Annotated in this window: 10 protein-coding genes and 1 riboswitch; of the genes, 7 read left to right on the top strand and 3 right to left on the bottom strand. The window is 66.4% G+C overall.

What is annotated here, in order from left to right:
* Positions 1-14: 14 nt before the first annotated feature.
* Entirely contained in the window at positions 15-1,874 is a 1,860-nt protein-coding gene (locus KQ910_RS04705) for an extracellular solute-binding protein (protein WP_216957316.1), read from the bottom strand.
* A 207-nt stretch (positions 1,875-2,081) separates the two neighbouring features.
* On the opposite strand from KQ910_RS04705, the gene KQ910_RS04700 reads away from it, so the two are divergent.
* Positions 2,082-3,008, top strand: coding sequence for a glycine/sarcosine/betaine reductase selenoprotein B family protein (locus KQ910_RS04700; RefSeq protein ID WP_216957315.1), 927 nt, complete (start codon positions 2,082-2,084; stop codon positions 3,006-3,008).
* A gap of 7 nt (positions 3,009-3,015) precedes the next feature.
* Positions 3,016-4,209 carry a CaiB/BaiF CoA transferase family protein gene (locus tag KQ910_RS04695; RefSeq protein ID WP_216957314.1) on the top strand — a complete coding sequence of 398 codons (1,194 nt, stop codon included), beginning with the start codon at positions 3,016-3,018 and terminating at the stop codon, positions 4,207-4,209.
* Between the two features lie 22 nt (positions 4,210-4,231).
* On the opposite strand, the gene KQ910_RS04690 is transcribed toward KQ910_RS04695, so the two are convergent.
* Positions 4,232-4,909, bottom strand: coding sequence for a nitroreductase (locus KQ910_RS04690; RefSeq protein WP_216957313.1), 678 nt, complete (start codon positions 4,907-4,909; stop codon positions 4,232-4,234).
* A gap of 106 nt (positions 4,910-5,015) precedes the next feature.
* Complete coding sequence (locus KQ910_RS04685) at positions 5,016-6,281, bottom strand: OprD family outer membrane porin (protein ID WP_216957312.1); 1,266 nt, start codon at positions 6,279-6,281, stop codon at positions 5,016-5,018.
* Positions 6,282-6,369: 88 nt separating this feature from the next.
* Positions 6,370-6,496, top strand: a riboswitch (TPP riboswitch).
* A 49-nt stretch (positions 6,497-6,545) separates the two neighbouring features.
* On the opposite strand from KQ910_RS04685, the gene thiC reads away from it, so the two are divergent.
* The 5 genes from thiC to KQ910_RS04660 all read left to right on the top strand — a co-directional run bounded on the left by thiC (position 6,546) and on the right by KQ910_RS04660 (position 17,837).
* Complete coding sequence (gene thiC, locus KQ910_RS04680; RefSeq protein WP_216957311.1) at positions 6,546-8,363, top strand: phosphomethylpyrimidine synthase ThiC; 1,818 nt, start codon at positions 6,546-6,548, stop codon at positions 8,361-8,363.
* Positions 8,364-8,521: 158 nt separating this feature from the next.
* Positions 8,522-9,835, top strand: a complete 1,314-nt coding sequence (locus KQ910_RS04675) for an efflux RND transporter periplasmic adaptor subunit (protein WP_216957310.1) — start codon at positions 8,522-8,524, stop codon at positions 9,833-9,835.
* A gap of 12 nt (positions 9,836-9,847) precedes the next feature.
* Complete coding sequence (locus tag KQ910_RS04670; protein WP_216957309.1) at positions 9,848-13,012, top strand: MdtB/MuxB family multidrug efflux RND transporter permease subunit; 3,165 nt, start codon at positions 9,848-9,850, stop codon at positions 13,010-13,012.
* Positions 13,009-16,311 carry an efflux RND transporter permease subunit gene (locus KQ910_RS04665; RefSeq protein WP_216957308.1) on the top strand — a complete coding sequence of 1,101 codons (3,303 nt, stop codon included), beginning with the start codon at positions 13,009-13,011 and terminating at the stop codon, positions 16,309-16,311. Before KQ910_RS04670 ends, KQ910_RS04665 begins: the two co-directional genes overlap by 4 nt.
* Positions 16,308-17,837, top strand: coding sequence for an efflux transporter outer membrane subunit (locus tag KQ910_RS04660; protein ID WP_216957307.1), 1,530 nt, complete (start codon positions 16,308-16,310; stop codon positions 17,835-17,837). Before KQ910_RS04665 ends, KQ910_RS04660 begins: the two co-directional genes overlap by 4 nt.
* The last annotated feature ends 85 nt before the right edge of the window (positions 17,838-17,922 follow it).

The raw sequence follows: 17,922 nt of genomic DNA, 5'->3' as shown, positions 1-17,922 counted from the left end.
GAGCGGCCGGACGCCTACTTCCTCTCGCGCTGAAGGGCGCGGTCCTTGGCCTCGTCGATCCACCAGGTATCGAAGGCGAAGGGCGCGTAGCGGGCGCTCTTCTCGGGGCGCGCAAAGCGGTTCCAGTAGGCGACGAAGACCTTGTTGTTGTGCCAGTTGGGCACCACGAAGTTGCTCCACAGCAGCACGCGGTCCAGCGCCCGGGTCACGGCGATCAGGCTTTCGCGATCGGGCGCGGCGATCAGCGTGTCGACCAGCGAGTCGATGGCGGCATCCTTGACGCCCAGCGAATTGCGGCTGCCCGGCGTGTCGGCGGCCTTCGAGCCCCAGAAGTCGCGCTGCTCGTTGCCCGGCGACAGCGACTGGCCGAAGCCCTCGACCATCATGTCGTAGTCGAACTCGTCCTCGCGGCGCTTGAACTGCGCGGTGTCGACCGTGCGCACCGTCATGTCGATGCCGATGCGTTCCAGGTTCTGCTTGTAGGGCAGCACGACCCTCTCGAAGCTGGCGTCGTTCAGGAGCATCTCGAAGGCGAGCTTCTTGCCCGTCTTCGTCTCCGTCATCTTGCCGTCCTTGACCTCCCAGCCGGCCTCCTTGAGGAGCGCCAGCGCCTTGCGCGCCAGCTCGCGGACGTTGCCGGTGCCGTCGGTCTCGGGAAGCATGTATTCCTTGGTGAAGACCTCCTCCGGGATCTTGCCGCGCAGCGGCTCGAGGTACTTCAGCTCGGCCGCGGTCGGCAGGCCGGACGAAGCCAGCTCGGAGTTGCCGAAGAACGAGACGTTGCGCTTGTACATCCCGTAGAACAGGTTCTTGTTCGCCCAGGCGAAGTCGAACATCGTGGCGATCGCCTCGCGCACGCGCTTGTCCTTGAAATAGTCGCGGCGCGTGTTGAAGGCGAAGCACTGCATGCCGGTCGGCAATTCGTGCGGGATCTCGGCGCGCTGGATGCGACCGTCGCGCACCGCGGGAATGTCGTAGGCCGTCGCCCAGTTGCGCGCGATGTTCTCCTGCCGGACGTCGAGGTCGCCGGCCTTGAACGCCTCGAACTGCACGGTGACGTCGCGATAGTACTCGTAGCGGATCACGTCGAAGTTGCTGCGCCCCCGGTTCATCCAGAGGTCCTTCGCCCACCAGTCCGGGACGCGGCGGTAGGTGATCGAGCGCCCGACATCGAAGGAATCGACCTTGTAGGGGCCGCTGGCGAGCGCGGGCTCCAGCGAGACCTTCTCGAAGTCGCGGCTGGCCCACCACTTGGACGGCAGGATGGGAAGCTGTCCGATGATCAGCGGCAGCTCCTTGTTGGTATTGTCGCGGAAGGTGAACTTGACCTTGCGATCGCCGACCTTCTCGGCCTTCAGCACGTCGGCGTAATAGAAGGCGTAGTTCGGCAGTCCCTTGGACTTCAGGATGTCGAGCGAGAAGATCACGTCCTCGACCGTGATCGGGCTGCCGTCGTGCCAGCGCGCCTGCGGCCGCAGCGTGAACGCCACCCAGGAGCGGTCCTCCGGCCATTCGATCGTCTCGGCGATCAGGCCGTATTCGGTCGAGGCCTCGTCGCGGGAGTTCCAGCAGAGCGTGTCCCAGAGCTGGCTGATGCCGGCCGCCGGGACGCTTTTCACGATGTAGGGATGCAGGGAATCGAAGGTGCCGCGGGCACCCAGCCGGACGCTGCCCCCCTTGGGGGCGTTGGGATTGAGGTAGTCGGGCGGGCCGGAATCGGCCTTGTACTTGGGCTCGCCGTGCATGGCGAAGCCATGGCTGACATGGATCGTGCCCGCGGCGGCCGGGGCCGGGGTCTGGGCCCGCAGAATCGCCGGCGCGCCGACCCAAAGGGCCGCGCCGCCCGCCAATACGCTGCGCCGTCTGATCGCCATGCGATGCGCTCCCCAGCCTGCTGACTTCGCTTCATATATAGCGCGGTGGAGTTGGGCCGCACTATGGCCGGGGGGTTACATCGGGGTCACCTTTGCGACCTGCCGGTGCGCCGCCCGCGCCTTGAAGGATCCTGCCCGACATATCGTCATGCGAACGCCTGTAGCTGCTTGTTTGACTTCGTGCGCCCCAGCGCTCAACTTTCCGTCATGACCGATACGATGGATTTCGCGCCGGATTTCGACGCGCCGCTCGATTACATGCGCCGGACGCGCGAGTATTACCTCGCCCTGGGCTACGACAATCCCTATCGCTGGGCGCACTACGTCGATGCGCCCTTCCAGCCGCTGAAGAAGCCTCTGAAGGATAGCACGCTGGCGCTGATCTCGACCGCGGCACCCTACCAGCCCGACAAGGGCGACCAAGGACCCGGTGCGCTCTACAATGCCAGCGCCAAGTTCTATTCGGTCTATTCCGGCGATACGGACAAGGACCACGACACCCGCATCTCCCACATCGGCTACGACCGCAAGCACACGACGGCGAAGGACAGCAACACCTGGTTCCCGCTGCCGCTGATGCGCGAGTTCGCCCGCGAAGGCCGCTTCAAGCTGGCCCCGCGGTTCCACGGCGCGCCGACCAATCGCAGCCAGCGGGTGACGCTGGAAACGGATGCGCCGGAAATCCTCGCGCGCTGCCGCCAGGACCAGGTCGACGCGGCGCTGCTCGTCCCTACATGACCCGTCTGTCACCAGACCGTGAGTCTGGTCGCACGATATCTCGAACGGAACGGGATCCCCACCGTGGTGATGGGGGCGGCGAAGGACATTGTCGAATGGGCGGGCGTGCCGCGCTTCCTGTTCAGCGATTTCCCGCTCGGCAATTCCTGCGGCAAGCCGCATGAGCCCGACACCCAGCGCTTCACGCTGGATCTCGCGTTGAAGGTTCTGGAAAGCGCCATCGGTCCGCGCACGACGGTCCAGTCGCCGTTGCGCTGGACCGAGGATGGGGACTGGAAGAACGACTACAACAATCTCGAGCGCATGGACCCTGCCGAGGTCGCCAAGCGGCGTGCCGAATTCGACAAGGTGAAACAGGTGGCGCTCAGCCAGCGCAAGCAGGCGGGCGTGGCGTAGGAGTGACATGAGCAAGCCGTTTACGGGCGTAAAGGTCGTCGATTTCACGCGCGTGCTGGCGGGGCCCTACAGCTCCTATCAGCTCGCCCTGCTCGGCGCGGATGTGGTGAAGATCGAATCGCGCGAAGGCGACGACATGCGTTTCGGCACCCGCGCCAACGATTGGGAAAAGCGCGGCCTGGCGGCCCCCTGGGTCGCGGTGAACGGCAACAAGCGGTCGATCACGCTCGATCTCAAGCAGCCCAAGGCGATCGAGATCGTCAAGCGCCTCGTCGAGACGGCCGACATCGTCGTCGAGAATTTCCGGCCGGGCGTGATGGACAAGCTTGGCATCGGCTACGAGACGCTGAACAAGATCAATCCCAGGCTGATCTACTGCGCCGTGTCGGGCTTCGGCCAGGTCGGCCCTGAGTCCAAGACCGCGGCCTTCGACGGCATGATCCAGGCGATGTCGGGCCTGATGTCGATCACCGGCTTCGAGAACAACGGCCCGACGCGCGTGGGCTTTGCCGGCGCCGATGTGATGTCGGGTGCCACGGCCGCTCTGGGCATGGCCTCGGCGCTGTACCAGCGCACGCACACCGGCAAGGGCCAGCTCGTCGATGTCGCCATGATCGACTCGGTGATGGGCTATCTCGCCCAGCAGTTCACCGAGCACTTGATGACCGGCCGCGTCCACGGCCAGGCCGCCAACCTGTCGGTGACGCGCAAGCCCACGGGCAATCTGTTCAAGACGAAGGACGGCTGGATCGTGCTGGCCGTCATGACCGATCCGCAGTTCAAACGCCTGATGAAGGTGCTGGGCCGCGAGGAGGTGCTGGACGATCCGCGCTTCGTCGACTGGGCCACGCGCATCGCCAACAACACCGCCCTGCACGAGATCGTCGAAGGCGCGATGAAGACCGAGGAGTCCGGCACCTGGATCGAGCGCTTCGCCAAGGCCGACGTACCGGCCGGCCGCGTTCACAGCATCCCGGAGACCGCGCAGCTCGACCTGTTCAAGCATCGCACGGTGCTGCAGACCGTCGAGACCGAGCACGGGCCGATCAAGGTCGTGGGCTCTGGCTTCCGCCTCGAACACGGCGGCGGCTCGATCGACCGCCCGCCGGCGACGCTCGGCCAGCACACCGACGAGGTGCTGAAGGAAGCCGGCTATTCCGATGCTGAAATCGCCGAGATGCGCGCGGCAGAGGTCGTCTGAGGGCGCATCTCGACTGGCGGCTCTAATCGTCGAAACCGACGAAGACGGTGGCTTCGGCGACGGACTTTCGTTCCGACACGACCGCATTCGCCGGGAAGCTGTCATCCGGCCAGCCCAGGGCGATGCTTTTCATGATGACCTGATCGTCGGCAATCCCCGCGTGCTCGCGCACCACCGGCGACTGCATGATGCCCTGGCTGTTGATCACGGCGCCCAGGCCGCGCGACCAGGCCGCGTTCACCAGCGCCGTCGCCACGGCGCCACAATCGAACGGCGTGTCGTCGCTGCCGTCCAGCACGCGATCGTAGGTCACGATCACGCAGACCGGGGCGTCAAACTGACGGAAGCCGCGCAGGACCCAGTCCTGGCGCCCGTTCTTGTCGTCCCGCGCGATCCCCATGGCGGAGAACAGTTGCTTGGCGACGCCGACCTGTCGGTCGCGGTGCGCACCTTCAAAGCTCTTGCCGGTACGGAATTCGCGCGACTGAGGGATGCCGGCCACCATGCGCTCCGTGTTGCCTGCGCGGATCCGGTTCAGCGGCTCGCCGGTGACAATGTAGAAATTCCACGGCTGGGTGTTCATCGACGACGGCGCGCGCATCGCCAGGCCGATGATCTCCTCGATCAGCGCCTTGGGGACGGGATCGGGTTTGTAGCCGCGGATGCTGCGGCGGCCACGGATGACGTCGTCGAACTGCATTTTTCTGGGATTCCCCGGATGTTTGGTAGCCGGCGGAGTTTTCGCGGTTCCCCGCCCGCGCGCAAGGCTGACAGCTTCGCCACCACGATGACGTGCTCTCGGTCCATCAGCGGCGGTTACCGCCGAACTTCACTTCGTAGTTCAGGATCAGCCGGTAGTCGTTGATCGTCGTCGTGACGCCGTTCAGGGTCTGATCGACGAGGCCCATGCGGCCGCGCAGTTGCAGCGGCTGCAGCCAGTCGGGGGCCTCTTTGGATGCCACCCGGTACATCAGGTCGAAATCGTACTCGGTGTTGTTCGACAGCGGCGCACCCGTCGTGCTGTTGATCGCGCCGTTGCCGAACGTCGCCGAGAACAGGAACGCAAGGCCCGGAAGTCCGATGCCGGCAAAGTCGTAGGTGAGCCCGACTTGCCAGGCGCGTTCGTTGGCGCGATCGAAGTCCAGCGTGATCTGCTTGGTGTAGCCGATCCATTGCCCGTAGGGCGTGCGATAGGCGGCGGCGCTTCCGACCTGGGTGTAGGCTCCCCAGAGGGTGAAGCCGTCGAGCAGGAGCGTCGCACGGAGGCCCGCCGACCAGGTGCTGAAGGGCTGGCCGGTCAGCAGGTTCAGGCCGTTGCTGCCCTGGACCATCGCGTTGCTTTCGAGGCGCGCTTTCAGACGGGCGTTGATGCCGAACGTTTTGCCGACGTCGCCATAGCTCGACGTAAGAATGTCCGGCACGTAGTAGACAGAGCCGCGCAGGCGGAGATCGTCCAGAGAGCCGTACTTCAGACTCACCAGGCCCATGCCGGCATCGTGGTTGGGCGCGCCGGCCCGCTCGCCCATGTTGATGAAGGTCCAATAGTCCTTCGGCTTGATCGCCGCGACATAGCCCGCGAAGTAGTCGATCGCCGCGATCCTGCCGCGCAGCGCATAGGCCTCGAAGGTGATCGGGACCATGCGATCGTCGTTGGGATTGACCTCCAGCTCGTCGATGAACTGGCGGAAGACGGTGAAGGTCTGGCCCTGCGCACGCACCGAGGCATAGGCCTGGCCGAGGACGAAGAAGCCATACTGCCCGGTCTTCAGGATCTGCGAGCCGCTGGTATCCGCTGGCGCCCACAAAGGCTGCGTGGTGTAGGCGACCGCGCCGGCCTGCAGCGTGTCGTACAGCCAGCCCGATTCGTAGCCGACCCATCCGCCACCCGCCCACGCGACATTGTTGGGCCACTGCGGATTGGTCTTGTCGAAGTAGAAGCTGCGAAGATGCAGCGTGGCGACGGCGTCGTCGTACAGGAAGCGGGCGAGCGCTTCCCCCAGAGCCTGCGCCTTCGCGGGCAGGGCAGCCCAGGCCGACAACAGAATCGCAAAGGCCAACGAACGGATGAGCATTGTCGGGAGCGATATCATCCCAACATGACCGATTTGCTGACCCGGCCACCATCTTCACTTTCTCTTCAGGGCCGCGCGCCCTAGTGTTCGTGTGTCCAAGGGGGGTCCCGACAAGGGGCTGAGATACCGATGGTCGCCAGAAATGGCGTCGGCGCGGTGACCCTTTGAACCTGATCCGGGTCATGCCGGCGAAGGGACTGGATACATCCTTTGCACGACACAACACCGGATCTCCGTCCGCCAACCAGCCACGGGAGATCCATCATGGACACCATCGTCACCACCACTGCCCCGACCGTCACGACGGGGCCTCTGCCTGCCTCACGCAAGGTCTATGCGACGCCTGAAGCCGCGCCCGACCTGCGCGTTCCCCTGCGCGAGATCGAACTGTCGTCGCCGCTGGAGCCACCGGTACGCGTCTACGACACGACCGGGCCCTACACCGACAGCGAGGTCGCGATCGACGTGCGCAAGGGCCTTGCCCCGACGCGTCGCGCCTGGGTGCTCGAACGCGGCGGCGTCGAGGAATATGCCGGCCGTGCGATCCAGCCGATCGACAACGGAAACCTGAAGGAATCGGTGCTGCGGCCGTTTCCCAACACGTCGCGCCCGCTGCGCGGGCTCGACGGCCAGCTGATCACCCAGTTCGAATGGGCGCGCGCCGGCGTGATCACCAGGGAGATGATCTACGTCGCGGCCCGCGAGAATCTCGGCCGCAAGACGGTGCTCGACGAGGCCGCGGCGCGGCTGGCCGACGGCGAGAGCTTCGGCGCCGCCCTTCCGGCGTTCATCACGCCTGAGTTCGTGCGCCAGGAGATCGCCGCGGGCCGCGCCATCATTCCCGCGAACATCAATCACACCGAACTGGAGCCGATGATCATCGGCCGGAACTTCCTGGTGAAGATCAACGCCAACATCGGCAACTCCGCGGTTTCTTCCTCTATGGAAGAAGAGGTCGAGAAGATGGTGTGGTCGATCCGCTGGGGCGCCGACACCGTCATGGATCTGTCGACCGGCCGCAACATCCACGACACGCGCGAATGGATCGTGCGCAACGCGCCGGTGCCGATCGGCACGGTGCCGATCTACCAGGCGCTTGAGAAGGTCGGCGGCGATCCGACCAGGCTATCGTGGGAAGTGTTCCGCGACACGCTGATCGAGCAGGCCGAGCAGGGCGTCGACTACTTCACCATCCATGCCGGCGTGCGCCTGGCGCATGTGCCCCTCACGGCCAGCAGGGTCACCGGTATCGTGAGCCGCGGCGGCTCGATGATGGCGCAGTGGTGCCTCACCGAGCATCGAGAGAGCTTCCTCTACGAGCATTTCGGCGACATCTGCGACATCATGCGCAAGTACGACGTCTCCTTCTCGCTGGGGGATGGGTTGCGGCCGGGCTGCAATGCCGACGCCAACGACGCGGCGCAGTTCGCCGAGCTGGAGACGCTGGGCGAGCTCACCAGGGTTGCCTGGGACAGAGGCTGCCAGGTCATGATCGAGGGGCCCGGCCATGTGCCGATGCACAAGATCAAGGCCAACATGGACAAGCAGCTGCGCGAATGCGGCGAGGCGCCGTTCTACACGCTGGGACCGCTCGTGACCGACATCGCGCCGGGCTACGACCACATCACCTCGGGCATCGGCGCCGCCATGATCGGCTGGTTCGGCACGGCGATGCTTTGTTACGTTACGCCCAAGGAACATCTCGGCCTGCCGGATCGGGACGATGTAAAGGTGGGCGTCATTACCTACAAGATCGCGGCCCATGCCGCCGATCTGGCGAAGGGCCATCCGGCCGCCCGGCTGCGCGACGATGCGCTGTCGCGGGCGCGCTTCGACTTCCGCTGGCGCGACCAGTTCAACCTGTCGCTCGACCCGGCCACGGCCGAGAAGTTCCACGACGAGACCATGCCCAAGGAGGCGCACAAGACCGCGCACTTCTGCTCGATGTGCGGTCCGAAGTTCTGCTCCATGCGCATCACCCAGGACATCCGGGACTATGCCAAGAAGGGGATGGACGAGATGAGCGCCAAATTCCGGGCGGGCGGGGGCAGCCTCTATGTGGAGGGTAAAGCCGCCGACTGAAGCAATTTCTCGGGCGTCCGAGGGGTCTTTTGTGCCCCTCGGACGTTGAGACCCCGGTTCGGCGAGCGCCTGCCTTGCGCCCGCCATTTCGGTGGGGGAGACTCCGCGGCTTCAGTGCGTATGTGTTACGAGCTGTATTTCTGGGGTGAATCGAGAAAATGAAGCGGCTGCGAACCCTTCTTGGGATCGGTCTCGGGCTGGCGATCGTCGCTGGCGCGGGCTGGTACATCACGCAGTCGAGCACTGCGCCGCCGCCGCGTTCCGCCGGTCGCTTCGCCGCCGGCGCCGCCGTGCCGGTCGGGCTTGCCACGGCTGCCAAAGGGGACATTCCCATCGTCCTGCGGGCGCTGGGCACGGTCACGCCGCTCCAGACCGTGAATGTGAAGACCCAGATCACCGGCCAGCTGGTCGACGTCTTTTTCAAGGAAGGCCAGATGGTGAAGCAGGGCGACCTGCTGGCCCTGGTCGATTCGCGCCCCTACGACGTCGCCCTGCAGCAGGTGTTGGGCCAGCAGCAGCGCGACGAAGCCCTGCTCAAGAACGCCCAGGCCGACCTTGAGCGCTATCGCAAGCTGGTGCAGCAGGATTCGATCGCCCGACAGCAGTACGACACGCAGGTGTCGCTGGTCCGCCAGTACGAGGCGGCGCTGGTGGTCGACCAGGCGCTGGTCGATGCGGCCAAGCTCAATGTCGCCTATACGCGGATCGTGGCGCCGCTGACCGGCAAGATCGGCCTGCGCATGGTCGACAAGGGCAACTACGTCACCATGGGAGACTCCAGCAGCATCTGCGTGATCATCCAGGTGCAGCCGATCTCGGTCCTTTTCACGATCCCGGAAGACTCCCTGCCGCTGGTGCGCAGGCGCCTGAAGACTGGCGAGACCATGGATGTGCGCGCGCTCGACCGGTCGCAGAAGGTCGAACTCGGCGTCGGCCGGCTCGACACGACCGACAACGTGATCGACCTCACGACCGGCACGGTGAAGCTGCGGGCGATCTTCGACAATGCCGATGAATCCCTGTTCCCCAACCAGTTCGTGAACGTCCGCCTGCTGGCCGACACGGTGAAGGACGCGGTCGTCGTGCCGGTTGCCGCCATCCAGCGCGGCCAGCCCGGCACATTCGTCTATCTCGCCCGGCCCGACGATTCGGTGGAGATCCGCGTCGTTCAGCTCGGTGAAACCGACGGCGAGAGGGTGGCGATCCTCAAGGGCCTGCAGGTCGGCGACCAGGTGGTGATCGACGGTGTCGACCGCCTCCGCGATGGCGCCAAGATCCGCCGCCCCACGGCCACGCCGCGCGCGTCGGCGGGCCCGCCGGTCGCCAACGCCCCGTCACCCAAGGCAGGCCCGGACGGCCAGCCTCAGGGCGCGCCCGCCGAGGGGCAGCGTCGTCGGCAGCAGGCCAATGGCGCCGGCGGCGGCACGGGCGGGCCCAATCCCGGCCAGCCGGCGACCCAGACCAACCAGTAACGCGGCTGCGACATGAATCCGTCGCGGATCTTCATCGAGCGGCCGGTCGCCACCTCGCTCTTCATGGTCGCGATCATGCTGGTCGGCATCATCGCGTATCGCTTTCTGCCCCTGTCGGCGCTGCCGCAGGTCGACTATCCGACCATCCGCGTGCTGACCCTCTATCCGGGCGCCAGCCCGGAGGTGATGACGACGTCCATCACGGCGCCGCTGGAGCGGCAGTTCGGCCAGATGCCGGGTCTCAATCAGATGACGTCGACCAGTTCGGCCGGCGCCTCGTCGATCACGCTGCAGTTCGACCTGAAGCTCGGGCTCGACATCGCCGAGCAGCAGGTCCAGGCCGCCATCAACGCCGCGGGCAATCTCCTGCCGGGAGACCTGCCGTCGCCGCCCATCTACGCCAAGTTCAATCCGGCCGACGCGCCGGTGCTGACGCTGGCCGTCACGTCGAAGACCGAGCCGCTCACCAGGGTCCACGATCTCGTCGACACTCGCCTCGCGCAGAAGATTTCCCAGATTCCCGGCGTCGGTCTGGTGAAGCTGGAAGGAGGCCAGAAGCCCGGCGTGCGCATCCGTGCCAACCCGACGGCGCTCGCCGCCTACGGCATCAACATCGACGACCTGCGCACCACCATTTCAAACGCCAACGTCAATACGCCGAAAGGCAATTTCGACGGGCCGGCGCGTGCGCTGACCATCAACGCCAACGACCAGATCACCGATCCCGACACGTTCCGCGACATCATCGTCGCCTATCGCAACGGCGCGCCGGTACGCATCCGCGACGTGGCTACGGTCGAGGAGGGGCAGGAGAACAACCGCATCGCCGCCTGGATGGACAATACCCAGGCGGTGATCGTGAACGTGCAGCGCCAGCCCGGCGCCAACGTCATCGAGGTGGTCGACCGCATCAAGACCCTGCTGCCGACATTGCGCGAGACCTTGCCCAATTCGCTCGACATCGCCGTGCTCACCGACCGCACGCTGACCATCCGGGCCTCCGTGCGCGACGTGCAGATCGAACTCGGCTTCGCCGTCGTCCTGGTCGTGGCCGTGATCTTCGCCTTCCTGGGCGATGCCCGTGCCACGCTGATCCCCAGCCTGTCGGTGCCGCTGTCGCTCGTCGGCACGCTGGCGGTGATGTACCTCGCCGATTTCAGCCTCAACAACCTGTCGATCATGGCGCTCACCATCGCGACCGGCTTCGTGGTCGACGACGCCATCGTCATGATCGAGAACATCGCCCGCTACATCGAGCGCGGAGAGGATCCGAAGAAGGCGGCACTGAAAGGCTCGAAGCAGATCGCCTTCACGGTCGTGTCGCTCACCGTCTCGCTGATCGCGGTGCTGATCCCGCTGCTCTTCATGAGCGACGTGGTCGGCCGCCTGTTCAGCGAATTCGCAGTGACGCTGTCGGTCACCATCCTGATCTCCGCCGTGGTGTCGCTCACCCTCGTGCCCATGCTGTGCGCGCAGTTCCTGCGCCAGCGGCCGCACACGGCCGCGACGCCCGCGCCCGCGCCTGAGAAGAGTCCGGCCGTCGCCCATGCCGAGGATATCGGAACCGGCTGGTTCGCCGGCGTGATCCGCTTCTACGATCGCTGCCTGATCGTGGTGTTTCGGCACCAGGTGCTCACCCTGCTGGTCGCCGTCGGCACGGTCGTGCTCACGGTCCTGCTCTATGTCGTCATTCCCAAGGGTTTCTTCCCGGTGCAGGACACCGGCTTGATCCAGGCCGTGACCGAGGGGCCGCAGAGCGTCTCCTTCGCGTCGATGAGCGAGCGCCAGCGCGTGCTCGCCGAAGCGATCCTCAAGGATCCCGCCGTCGAGAGTCTCACCTCGTTCGTGGGCGTGGACGGCACCAACCCGACGCTGAACTCGGGGCGCATGCTGATCAACCTCAAGCCGCGCAGCGAGCGGTCGTTGTCGGCCGCGCAGGTGATTCGGCGGCTGCAGCGGGAGACGGCCTCGGTACCCGGGATCTCGCTCTACATGCAGCCGTCGCAGGATCTCACGATCGATTCGACCGTGAGCCGCACGCAGTACCAGTTCGTCCTGGAAACGGCCAACGCCGCCGAGTTCGACGCCTGGGTGCCGCGCCTGATGGACCGGCTGGAGAAGCTGCCCGAACTGGTCGACGTGACGAGCGACCTGCAGAACAAGGGCCTGTCGATGTTCATCCGCATCGACCGCGACGCCGCGGCCCGCTTCGGCATCACCGCCGCCACCGTCGACAACGTGCTCTATGACGTGTTCGGGCAGCGGATCGTGTCGACCGTCTATACCCAGTCGAACCAGTACCGGGTGATCTATGAGGTCGAGCCTGAGATGGCGCGGTCGCTGAAGTCGCTCGACAGTCTGTACCTGCCCAGTTCGGCGAGCGGCAAGCAGGTGCCGCTTTCCGCCATCGCGACCTTCGAGGAGCGGACCGCGCCGCTGCGCCTGGACCGGTTCGGCCAGTTCCCGGCGACGACCATCTCCTTCAACCTCGCGCAGGGCTATGCGCTCGGTCAGGCCGTCGACGCCATCGTCGCGGCCCAGCGCGAGATCGGCATGCCGCGCTCGATCACGACACACTTCCAGGGAGCGGCGCTCGCCTTCCAGAAGTCGCTCGACAGCCAGCTCCTGCTGATCCTGGCGGCTATCGTGACCGTCTACATCGTGCTGGGCGTGCTCTACGAAAGCTACATCCACCCGATCACGATCCTGTCGACCCTGCCGTCGGCCGGCATCGGCGCGCTGCTGGCGCTCATGCTCGCCGGCAAGGACCTCAGCATCGTAGCCATCATCGGCATCGTGCTGCTGATCGGCATCGTGAAGAAGAACGCGATCATGATGATCGACTTCGCCCTCGACGCCGAACGCAACGAAGGCAAGGCACCGCAGGAGGCCATCCACCAGGCCTGCCTGCTGCGCTTCCGGCCGATCCTGATGACCACGGTGGCGGCGCTGGTCGGCGCCCTGCCGCTGATGCTGGGCTCCGGCACCGGCTCCGAGCTGCGCCAGCCGCTCGGCCTCACCATCGTCGGCGGCCTGATCGTCAGCCAGTTGCTGACGCTCTTCACCACGCCGGTAATCTATCTCGCCTTCGACCGGCTGGGCCGCCGCCTGCGCGGCATGCCGCTCGACACGCCGCTGCATCCTGTGCGCGCCGAGGCGGGTGAGAGGACCTCGTGAACCTCTCGGCGCCCTTCATTGCGCGCCCGGTCGCCACGACGCTGCTCACCATCGGCCTGGCGCTCGCCGGCATGGTGGCGTTTTTCGGCCTGCCGGTTTCGCCGCTACCCAAGATCGATTTCCCGACCATACAGGTCACCGCGAACCTGCCCGGCGCCTCGCCCGAGACGGTGGCGACCAGCGTGACGACGCCGCTCGAGCGGCGACTGGGCGCCATCGCCGGCGTCACCGAGATCACCTCGTCGAGCACGGTCGGCAATTCGCGGATCACGCTGCAGTTCGACCTGTCGCGCGACATCGACGGCGCGGCGCGCGACGTGCAGGCAGCCATCAGCGCAGCCCGCGCCGACATGCCGGCCGACCTGCGCAGCAACCCGCAATATCGCAAGCTCAATCCCGCCGATGCACCGGTGATGGTGATCGCGCTCACATCGAACACGATCGGCCAGGGCCGTCTGTTCGACGCCGGTTCCAACATCCTGCAGCAGAAGCTCAGCCAGGTGAGCGGCGTCGGTCAGGTGACGCTGGGCGGCAGCTCGCTGCCCGCTGTCCGGGTGGAGCTCAATCCGACGGCGCTCACCAAATACGGCATCGGGCTGGAAAGCGTGCGCGCCGCGCTGGCGGCCGCCAACGCCAATTCGCCCAAGGGGGCCATCGAGGTCGGCGATCAACGTTACCAGATCTATTCCAACGACCAGGCCCGCGCAGCGGAGGAATACCGCTCGCTGATCATCGCGTGGCGCAACGGCGCCCCGGTGCGGCTGTCGGATGTGGCCGAGGTGCTCGACTCGACGGAGAACATCCGCAACGAGGGGCAGGCCAACGGCAAGCGTTCGGTGCTTGTGATCATCTACAAGCAGCCCAACGCCAACATCATCGAGACGGTCGACGAGATCAAGGCGCTGCTGCCCGAGTTGCAGGCCTCGATGCCGAACGACGTCGAGCTGCAGGTGGTGAGCGACCGCACGACGACGATCCGTGCCGCCCTCAAGGAAGTCGAGCAGGCGCTGGTGATCGGCGTCGTGCTGGTGGTGCTGGTGACCTTCGCCTTCCTGCGCTCGGCCCGCGCCGGCTTCATTGCCGCCGTGACCGTGCCGGTATCGCTGGTTGCGACCTTCGGGGGCATGTACCTGCTGGGCTACAGCCTGAACAACCTTTCGCTGATGGCGCTCACCATCGCCGCGGGCTTCGTGGTCGACGATGCGATCATCGTGCTGGAGAACGTGACCCGCCATCTCGAGGCCGGCATGTCGCGGATCGACGCCGCGCTCAAGGGCGCCCGCGAGGTCGGGTTCACCGTCGTGTCGATGAGCATCTCTCTGATCGCGGTCTTCATCCCGATCCTGCTGATGGGCGGCATCGTCGGTCGCCTGTTCCGCGAGTTTGCCGTGACGCTGTCGGTGGCGATCCTGATTTCGATGGTCGTGTCGCTGACCACCACGCCCATGATGTGCGCCTACGTGCTGCGGGCGCCGGGCGAGCATCACAGGCCCAATTTCTTCGCGCGCTTCAGCGAGCGGGGGCTGGGCGGCCTGCAATGGCTCTATGGCCGCAGCCTGGGTTTCGTGCTGCGCCACCCGCTGCTCACCATGCTGGTCTTCCTGGCCACGGTGCTGCTCAACATCCACCTGTACGTCACGATTCCGAAGGGCTTCTTCCCGCAGCAGGATACCGGCCGCCTGATGGGCGGCATCCGTGCCGACCAGAGCATCTCCTTCCAGGCGATGCGCCGGAAGTTCCGGCAGTTCGTCGAGATCGTGCGCTCCGATCCCGCCATCGAGAGCGTGGCGGGCTTCACGGGGGGCGGGCAGACCAATTCGGGTTTCATCTTCGCCACCCTGAAGCCGCTCGCCGAGCGTGACGTCACCGCCGACCAGGTGATCCAGCGGCTGCGCCCCAAGCTCGCCCAGGTGCCCGGGGCCATACTGTTCCTGCAGGCCGTGCAGGACATCCGTGTCGGCGGCCGCCAGGGCAACGCGCAGTACCAGTTCACCCTGCAGGCCGATTCGCTGCCCGATCTCTACACCTGGGGCCCCAGGCTCACCCAGGCGCTCCAGGCGGACACATCGGTGATCACAGACGTGGATTCGGACCAGCAGCAGCGTGGCTTGCAGCTCAATCTCACCATCGACCGCGATGCCGCGAGCCGGCTCGGCGTCTCGACCCGCAACATCTCGGCGACCCTCTACGACGCCTTCGGCCAGCGCCAGGTCTCGACCATCTACAACGCGCTGAACCAGTACCATGTCGTCATGGAGGTGGCGCCGCAGTGGTGGGAGAGTCCGGAATCGCTGAAGGAGATCTACGTCAGCACGTCGGGCGGAGCACTCAGCGGCACCCAGTCGACCGGCAGCATCGCATCCACGACCACGACCTCGACATCCACGGGCGCGGCCGGCGCCGGGGCCGTGACGATCGATCCCGCCCAGGCGGTGCGCAACCTGCGAACGAACCAGATCGCCGTGAGCGGGCGCGGCTCGGCCTCGACGGGTGCGGCGGTCAGCACGACACCGGAGAAACTGGTGCCGCTGTCGTCGGTGACGCGCTGGGACTACGGCACCACCCCGCTCGCCGTGAACCATCAAGGCATGTTCGTGGCCAGCACCGTCTCGTTCAATCTCGCGCCCGGGAAGACCCTGAGCGACGCCGTGCAGTACGTGAACGACACGATGCGCGAGATCGGCGTGCCGACGACCCTGCACGGTTCCTTCCAGGGCACGGCGCGCGCCTTCCAGCAATCCCTGGGCAACCAGCTTCTGTTGGTGCTGGCCGCGCTGGTGGCCGTCTACATCGTCCTCGGCGTCCTGTACGAGAGTTACATCCACCCCATCACGATCCTGTCCACCCTGCCGTCGGCCGGCATCGGTGCGCTGCTCGCGCTGCAGTTCTCCGGCGTGGAGTTCAGCATCATCGCCATGATCGGCGTGCTGCTGCTGATCGGTATCGTGAAGAAGAACGCCATCATGATGATCGACGTGGCGCTGGAGCGCGAGCGCGCCGAGGGGCTCGAGCCGGGCAGGGCGATCTATGAAGCGGCGCTTCTGCGTTTCCGTCCCATCCTCATGACGACCATGGCCGCGATCCTGGGCGCCCTGCCGCTGGCGATGGGATACGGTGACGGCGCGGAATTGCGTCGTCCCCTCGGCATCTCGATTATCGGCGGCCTCATCGTGAGTCAGATCCTGACCCTGTACACCACACCCGTTATCTACCTTTATCTCGACCGTTTCCGCCGCCGCGACCGCGACCAGCCGAGCCGTGTCGCCCGCGTCATGGGTAGCGCTGGAGCGCCGGCATGAGGCGTAGCGCTGCGTCGCTTCTTCCGCTTCTGCTCGTTTCGGGTTGCCTCGTCGGGCCCGACTACGAGCGCGCGCCGCCGGCCAGCCCCGTTGCGCCTGCCTACAAGGAAGCCGAGCTTCCGACGGGCGCGGCATCGGTGTTCCGTCCGGCCCAGCCCGCCGACGGCGCGGATCGCGGCCAGTGGTGGCGGGTCTACAGCGATCCGACGCTCGACAGTCTCGCGTCGCAGATCGACGTCTCGAACCAGAACCTCAAGATCTTCGAGGCCAACTATCGCCGCGCGCGCGCGATCATCCGGCAGGACCAGTCGGCGCTCTATCCCAGCCTCTCGGGCACCGGATCGGGGCAGCAGACCGGCACGGGCGGCCTGCGCGGCACCACGGCGGCCGGCGGCACGGCGACGGTGACGCGATACGATTCGACGATCGGCCAGTATTCGACCGGCTTCACCCTCAATTGGGAACTCGACTTGTGGGGCACGCTGCGCCGCCAGGTCGAAAGCGATTCGGCGTCGGCACAGGCGAGCGACGCCGACCTCGCCAACGCGCGGCTCTCGGCCCAGACCGATCTCGTGACGAACTATGCGTCGCTGCGCATCTCCGACGACCGCAAGCGCCTCTACGAGGCCACCGTCGCGGCCTACCTGCGATCGATGCAGATCGCGCAGAACCAGGTCGACGCCGGCATCGTCTCGCGCGTCGATCTCGTGCAGGCGCAGACGCAGTACGAGCAGACGCGTGCGCAGCTGGTGAACGAAGGCATCAACCGCGCGCTGCTCGAACATGCGATCGCGCTTCTGGTCGGCAAGGCGCCCTCCGAGGTGAGCATCGAGCCGGCGCCCACGCGCCTCACGATCCCCACGGTCGATTCCGGCGTGCCGTCGACCCTGCTGGAGCGGCGGCCGGACATCGCTTCCGCCGAGCGCCAGATGGCGGCGGCCAACGCCCAGATCGGCGTGGCCAAGGGCGCCTTCTATCCGCAGATCTCGCTGGGCGCGACCATCGGCTTCCTGAGCGGTGGCTTGGGCTCGCTGCTGCAGCTCGGCACGGCGGCCTGGTCGGTCGGGCCGCAGATCGCCGGCACGCTGGTCGACGGCGGCGCGATGGCGGCCCAGGTGCAGGGCGCCCGCGCCGGTTATGACGCCACCGTCGCGACCTATCGCCAGACCGTCCTGACGGCTTTCCAGCAGGTCGAGGACGCGCTGGCGCAGCAGCGCATCCTGGTGATGCAGGAGCGGGTGCAGCGCGCGGCCGTCGCCGCCGCGCGCGAGGCGGAGCGGCTCTCGCTCAACCAGTATCGCGTCGGCACCGTGCCCTACACGACCGTGGTGCAGACACAGGCCGCCGCGCTCTCGGCGGAGCAGGCGCTGCTTACGATCCGTCTCAACCGGCTCATCGCCAGCGCCAACCTGGTGAAGGCGCTGGGCGGCGGCTGGCGGCAGGAAGACCTGCCGCCGCCGGTGCCGATCGGCGGCCTCAAGCAGGCCAATCCCGCCCCGCCGGCGTTTCCGCCACCCGGACGATAGGCGGCTTCCGGGTACCCCTTTCGAGGACTCGACACGGCGCGGAGAGAAGGATTTTCTTCTCCCGTCGCGGCCCGGAGGCCGGACC

Source organism: Reyranella humidisoli (assembly GCF_019039055.1).
GTDB lineage: Bacteria > Pseudomonadota > Alphaproteobacteria > Reyranellales > Reyranellaceae > Reyranella > Reyranella humidisoli.
The sequence above is the reverse complement of the archived record's forward strand: the minus strand, read 5'-3'. Positions and strand labels throughout refer to the sequence as shown.